This is a genomic window from Pseudomonas sp. (genome assembly GCF_036404235.1).
Lineage (GTDB): Bacteria > Pseudomonadota > Gammaproteobacteria > Pseudomonadales > Pseudomonadaceae > Aquipseudomonas.
On record NZ_DASWOT010000025.1, the window covers coordinates 59198 to 66035 of the forward strand.

General features: G+C 54.7%; 5 protein-coding genes. 3 read left to right on the forward strand and 2 right to left on the reverse strand.

The window, feature by feature from the left end; translation table 11 throughout:
* Window positions 1-20: 20 nt before the first annotated feature.
* On the reverse strand, window positions 21-869 hold the full coding sequence (locus VGC62_RS03650; protein ID WP_331185706.1) for a transporter substrate-binding domain-containing protein: 849 nt from the start codon (window positions 867-869) through the stop codon (window positions 21-23).
* A gap of 475 nt (window positions 870-1344) precedes the next feature.
* Here VGC62_RS03650 and VGC62_RS03655 point away from each other — a divergent pair, with 475 nt between their 5' ends.
* Both VGC62_RS03655 and VGC62_RS03660 read left to right on the forward strand, forming a co-directional pair.
* Window positions 1345-2049: a YoaK family protein gene (locus tag VGC62_RS03655; RefSeq protein WP_331185714.1), complete on the forward strand. Its 705-nt coding sequence runs from the start codon at window positions 1345-1347 to the stop codon at window positions 2047-2049.
* A 130-nt stretch (window positions 2050-2179) separates the two neighbouring features.
* Window positions 2180-2548 carry an NUDIX hydrolase gene (locus VGC62_RS03660; RefSeq protein ID WP_331185707.1) on the forward strand — a complete coding sequence of 123 codons (369 nt, stop codon included), beginning with the start codon at window positions 2180-2182 and terminating at the stop codon, window positions 2546-2548.
* 49 nt (window positions 2549-2597) lie between these two features.
* On the opposite strand, the gene VGC62_RS03665 is transcribed toward VGC62_RS03660, so the two are convergent.
* Window positions 2598-4559: an acyltransferase family protein gene (locus VGC62_RS03665; protein ID WP_331185708.1), complete on the reverse strand. Its 1962-nt coding sequence runs from the start codon at window positions 4557-4559 to the stop codon at window positions 2598-2600.
* A 530-nt stretch (window positions 4560-5089) separates the two neighbouring features.
* Here VGC62_RS03665 and VGC62_RS03670 point away from each other — a divergent pair.
* Window positions 5090-6679 carry an ABC-F family ATPase gene (locus VGC62_RS03670; RefSeq protein WP_331185709.1) on the forward strand — a complete coding sequence of 530 codons (1590 nt, stop codon included), beginning with the start codon at window positions 5090-5092 and terminating at the stop codon, window positions 6677-6679.
* The last annotated feature ends 159 nt before the right edge of the window (window positions 6680-6838 follow it).

Sequence of the window (6838 nt, forward strand, 5' to 3'; positions counted from 1 at the left end):
CCTGCCCCGTCAGTTCGATATCACTTGTACTCGACCGGGAAACCGATGGCCGGTGTTGGCAAGTCGACGCCAAACCACGTCTTGAACGACTGCGCGTAGGTTGGGAACTCCACACCCGTCATGGCCTCATGCAACGCGGTATTGACGAAGTTCAGCCAATCCTGATCGCCGCGCTTGACGGCGCAGGCGTATGTTTGTGGGCTCCAGGCAAAAGCTGGCGAGCGATACCGGCCAGGGTTCTGCACCATCAGGTATTTAACCGAGGACTGATCGGTAGCCGCAGCATCGGCACGGCCCGAATTGATCGCCTGATACATCAGGTCGACGCTGTCGTACTGGTCGACCTTGGCTTTAGGCAGTGCCTGATGCACCAACTCTTCGGCGTAGACGTTTTGCAACACGTCAACGGTGACACCATCGCCGGCAGCCCTCAGGTCGTCTATTTCCTTGTATTGACTGTTGCTCGGTAACAGCAACGCCACGCCTTCGCGGTAGTACGGCAAGGTGAACGCGACCTGCTGGGCACGGCTGGCGGTCACAGTGATGAACTGGCAGCTCATGTCGACTTTGTCCGTCAACAGATTCGGGATACGCGCATCGGACGACTGCACCACGAATTCAACCTTGCCTGGGTCATTGAACAGGCCCTTGGCGACAATGCGCGCAATGTCGATATCAAAACCCTGCAATTTGCCGTCTGCACCTTGAAAGTGCCAAGGCGCATTGGTACTGCCGGTGCCCACGATCAAATGGCCGCGCTGCAGCACGCTGTCGAGTTTGCTGTCGGCCGCTTGCACTGTACTGATCAGAGTGGCGGTGGCCGCCAGAACAAACGCACAAGCTTTCAAGAAGGAAGGTTCGCGTTGCATGAGAAGAACTCCGCCGAAGGTTATTTTTCCGCTATAGCGGAACATGGTATGTAACAGCGGAATAAACAGCAGAAAGTGTGCCACAGAACCCAGGCGCAAAAACAGCCAATAGAAAATCCAGGCAGATCAATGAGCTAACACATGCACAGCGATTACCCTCCGATCCCGTTTAAACCTAGCGCTACCGTTTGCTACAGGGACGGGTAACGCGGCGCCAATGCTGTGCGTCAATGCGCTACAAGGGAGCATCGACAGGCTACAGACCCTGAAAGCAAGGGCCGCTGTCGGCAGCACAGCGCCAAAGACCAATGCCTGACGCTGCCATTGTCAAAGCCCCATGCCAAACAGGCGCAGTTGCAGGCGGTCCATGGAAAAGTGATCACGTTATCCCTGCGAAGGTCTGGTCCACAGCGACACACCATCTGTGTTATTACAAAGCCACCTGCTATTTCAATCGCTTGAGGTCCCGACCTGGATGTTGCCAACGCCGTTGCTTCGCTCAAACAACACACGCCTTGCCTCCACGCGACTGTGGCGAGGACGTATCGGGCTCGGGCTGGTAGCGAGCCTGTCGGTACTGGCGGGAATGACCGATGCCATCGGTTTTATGGCCACGGGGGATTTTGTCTCCTTTATGAGTGGTAATACGACGCGGCTGGCAGTGGCCATTGGTGATGGCAACATGAGTCTGACCGGCAGGCTGTTTGCGCTGGTGGCTGCTTTTGTCGTCGGGAATGCCCTGGGAGTGGTCGTCAGTCACTTCAGCAGACGTAGGGCTTTGCCGCTGCTGCTATCGCTGGCGGCGCTGTTGTGCCTCTCCGCCTATCTTCCCGACACATGGCAAGTGTTGGCCTTGCTATTGGCCATCCTGGCAATGGGTATGCTCAATGCGGTGGTCGAACAGGTGAACGGCCTGCCCATTGGACTGACCTATGTCACCGGCGCGCTGTCCAGATTTGGACGAGGCCTGGGCCGCTGGATGTTGGGCGAGCAGCGCAGCGGCTGGCGCGTCCAACTGGTGCCATGGACAGGCATGTTCGTGGGCGCCATATTGGGTGCCTTGCTGGAGCAGCGCCTGGGGCTGAGTGCTTTGTATGTCAGCGCCGCCCTGGCCTGTGCGACCGGCATCGTTACCCTGAAAATTCCTCGCCGCTGGCAACTGGGCTATATGCCCCGCTGATCGGGTCCTGTTTCAGTTCGTCGCAAAAAGTGTCGATGGTACCCAAAGCTTGAACGTTGGCACCGTTAATGCTTAGTTACATTTATATGACTGATTTGTGACAGCGGCACGACGTGTGGTTGGGGGACGTATGAAGCAACGAGCAACTATTATTTGCAGGCGTGAGAACCAGATTCTCTACGTGCGCAAACCCAAATCGAAATGGACGCTGCCAGGCGGCAAAGTCGAAAGCCATGAAACGCCGTCACAAGCAGCCGAACGTGAATTACGTGAGGAGACCGGGCTGATCCTCAGCGAATTGGCTTACGTCGCCCAATTTGAAGGTGGCGAAGTACTGCATCATGTGTTCGAGGTATCAGTGACGGCTATTGCAACGCCTTCGCCGAAGAACGAAATAGCAGACTGTAAGTGGTTCACGGCGAAACAACTCAGCAATATAAACGTGAGTCCCGCTGCCAAGTCGATCGTCAAGGCGTTTCTGCGGGATACGATTTTATAAAAGTTCAGCCGACCAATCAGCGATATCGCTAGCGTCATCGTTAGCCTTACTACTCGGCAATTGCCATCCTCAAGGGTTCGCTCAACAACTTGGCGCCTGACGCGCTGAGGTGATTATCGTCCAGATAGTAAAAACTTTTGTCTTTGCCGATCTCGCACGTGGTGGTGTTGCAAAAGTATTGTTTGGTTCGGATGACGTTCAGCAATCCCCCACTGGTATGTGTGTCCAGCATGGCCATTTCGCCTTGGTCCCATGCATCGATTGCTGTTCTTGGAACGTTATCGCCCAGCGCGCTGACCACTGCTTTGACATGACCAAACATTTGGATATCGGGTACCTGCTCGAGAATGAACAGCTTGCTCGCAGGCGTCGTGCGGGTGAAAAACTTAACGGTGGAATCCACACCTGTCGCGACGACCTGTTGCGGGGTTAAACCCTTCTCACCTGTTTCCAGTTGAAGCAAGTGATGTTTCTTCTGCAAGACGTTCTTTTTCTGCCAGCCGTGCATGTACAACGTCCAGCGTCCGACAAGAATGATTTTCTCGGGCTCAAGCTTGGCGATCTGGTCGGCGTAATGCTCCAGTTGCCCGGGTTTGTCGCAATTGGAACTGTTACCAATACCGTCATAGCGTTCAAGCCCCACCAACGGCGGGCAACCGGGAATCGAGATAAACATGTAGGTCAGGCCAGCGTCTTCGGTGAATGCGTCGACGAGCGGCAAGACGTGCGAGTCGCCGAACAGCACCACCAGCCTGCTTCCGGTGCCGATTTTTTCGCACACCAGCTCCGATCCGCCCGCGTCATAACCAGGGCAGTCCTGCACATTGACCGCAAAGGGATCGACCTTGGGCGTGAAAACAACGTTTAAAGTCCCGCCGATCGCCAGAAGCAGTACGATGCTTGCGCCGGCCCATTTGAAAACACCGGCTTGGGATATTCGGTCTTTATAGCGAAACGGCGCTTCGATGTATTTCCAGCTGACCCAGGCCAGGAAAAACACCATAACGATCAACAGCGGGAAAAGGACTTCGTCATAGGCCGACAATTGCAGCGGGGACAGCCGGTAAAGCGCAAAAATCGGTTGGTGCCACAAGTAAGCGCTGTAAGACAGCAGGCCGATGGCAACGACGGGCTTGAGCGAAAGTACTTTACCTGTCACGCATTGCGGTGAAGCGAACAGTATGATCAGGCAAGTGCCTACCACCGGCACCAAGGTGTAAAAGCTCGGGAAAGGTGTGACTTCATCAAATTCGAAGATCGAATACAGCACCATGCCGACGCCTGTCACTGCCAGCATTGCTCTATAGATATTGAATGGGGGGGCCACCCCTGTAGTTTTTGGGCGGCTGAAGATCAGCATCGCAATTAACGAGCCCGCCAACAGTTCCCAGGCTCGGGTCGGCAGCAAATAAAAATTGATCGCCGGATGATAGGTCGCACCCCACTCGGATAAACCCAACGACACACAAGTGATGCATAAGATGAACAGCGTCAAACCCGGTTTTTTGAGTTTCCAGGCCAAGAGCAGAAACAACGGGAAGAAAATATAATATTGCTCTTCGACGGCAAGACTCCAGGTATGCAGCAGCGGTTGCTCACCTGCGGCAGGGTCGAAATAATCTGTGTTGCGCCAGAAGAACAGATTGGACGCAAACACGGCGACCGAGATAATGCTGCGCCCCAGATTTCGGATGTCGTTGTCCAGCATCCAAAATAGAGCAAACGGCAGCGTGGCGATAATCACGAAGAATAGCGCTGGCAAGATTCGACGAGCGCGTCGCTCGTAAAATTTCAGAATCGAAAAGTTCCCTTGGGCGATCTCTGCCGCGAGGATGGAGGTGATCAAGTATCCTGAAATCACGAAAAAGATATCGACGCCAACGAACCCGCCAGAAAAAAGCGTAAACCCTGCGTGAAACAAGATCACAGGCAAAACGGCCAGCGACCGAAGACCATCTATTTCTGGCCGGTATTTCAATACACGCTCGGAATGGGTCACGGTGGGATTCATGGGCGCCTTGTATCGAAGTTAAATGAACTCAAGGGCGGCACTCCCAAAGTGGGGCACTGCGTTATCGCATCCAACCATAGATGAATGGCCATTCATGTCAAATTAACGACTTATATGACTGCCTCAAATAGTGAGGTGTTTAAGTTCGTCAAAATTACGGCAGATACGTAAAGTGTTCGGCGCTTGAGCTGAGGCGCAATATCGTGGTGATGCCTCTGTCGATAGCCACAAAGGGTCATCCCATTCAGGGATGAAAGCTGTCATCAGCGCGCAGAGAAGGGTTCACAATCAAGAAAAGCAAGCCCACCGATGCAGGTGATGATCACTTGTGAGATAATCCGGCCACTGTCCGGCACCAATCCCCAATTCCAATAAGCTGCAGCTCCCCTTCCGGGTCGACGCTGCAGCTTATTTTTTGCCTGCTGGGTCCATCGAAAACGCGTGGTTGATACAGGTCGAGTTCGTCCATTTTGCCTACAACATGGACACGACCAAAACACCCACCCCTAAGCTATTAAAAGGTAAGGTAATTGATCTCCACCGCTAACATCACCATGCAATTTGGCGCTAAACCTCTGTTCGAGAATGTCTCGGTCAAGTTCAGCGGCGGCAACCGTTATGGCCTTATCGGTGCCAACGGTTGCGGCAAGTCCACCTTTATGAAGATCCTCGGCGATGATCTGGAGCCTTCGGGTGGGCAGGTGATGCTGGAGCCGAACGTGCGTCTGGGTAAGCTGCGCCAGGATCAGTTCGCTTACGAAGACTTCACCGTGATCGACACCGTGATCATGGGCCATGAAGAGCTGTGGAAGGTCAAGGCCGAGCGTGATCGCATCTACTCACTGCCTGAAATGACCGAAGAAGACGGCATGGCGGTCGCTGAGCTGGAAACCGAATTCGCCGAAATGGACGGTTACACCGCTGAATCTCGCGCTGGCGAACTGTTGCTCGGCCTGGGCATCGGTATCGAGCAACACGGCGGGCCGATGAGTGAGGTTTCGCCCGGCTGGAAGCTGCGTGTGTTGCTGGCACAAGCCCTGTTTTCCGATCCGGAAGTGCTGTTGCTCGACGAACCCACCAACCACCTGGACATCAACACCATCCGCTGGCTGGAAAACATTCTGACCCAGCGCAACAGCCTCATGATCATCATTTCCCACGATAGGCACTTTCTGAACAGTGTCTGTACGCACATGGCCGACCTCGATTACGGCGAGCTGCGTCTGTTCCCGGGCAACTACGATGAGTACATGACCGTGGCAACTCAGTCCCGCGAGCAGTTGCTGTCGGACAACGCCAAGAAGAAAGCCCAGATTTCCGAGTTGCAGTCGTTCGTCAGCCGCTTCTCGGCCAACGCCTCGAAAGCCAAACAGGCTACCTCCCGGGCCAAGCAGATCGACAAGATCCAACTTGCCGAGGTCAAGCCTTCCAGCCGTGTCAGCCCGTTCATTCGCTTCGAGCAGACCAAAAAACTGCACCGTCAGGCGGTGATTGTCGAACGCATGGCCAAAGGCTTCGATGGCAAGCCCCTGTTCAAGGACTTCAGCTTCACCGTTGAGGCTGGCGAGCGCGTCGCGATCATCGGCCCGAACGGCATCGGTAAAACCACCCTGCTGCGTACGTTGGTGAATGAGCTGACGCCAGACGCCGGTACGGTCAAATGGACCGACGCTGCGGAACTGGGCTACTACGCTCAGGACCACGCTCATGATTTCGAAGACGACATCAACCTGTTCGACTGGATGGGCCAATGGACCCAAGGCGGCGAGCAACTGGTACGCGGCACATTGGGTCGCATGCTGTTCTCCAACGACGAGATCCTCAAGTCGGTCAAAGTGATTTCCGGTGGTGAACAAGGCCGGATGCTGTTCGGCAAACTGATCCTGCAAAAGCCGAACGTGCTGATCATGGACGAACCGACCAACCACTTGGACATGGAATCCATCGAGGCGCTGAACCTGGCGTTGGAGAACTACCCGGGTACGCTGATTTTCGTCAGCCATGACCGTGAGTTTGTTTCGTCCCTGGCGACTCGCATCATCGAACTGAGCCCAAGCGGCGTGATCGACTTCAGCGGCACGTACGACGATTACCTGCGCAGCCAAGGCGTCGTGTTCTGATCGAACTCAGGCAACTCAAAAACCCTGTCTTTGCGACGTAATGCTGTTCACTTAAGCGGAGCAGCCTTGCGATCCACTGGAAACCGGGTCTTTGATATCTTCACCGTCCTTGGTCTTGAGGGCCTTGGACGGTGATCCAGAAACATCCCGCCAACACCC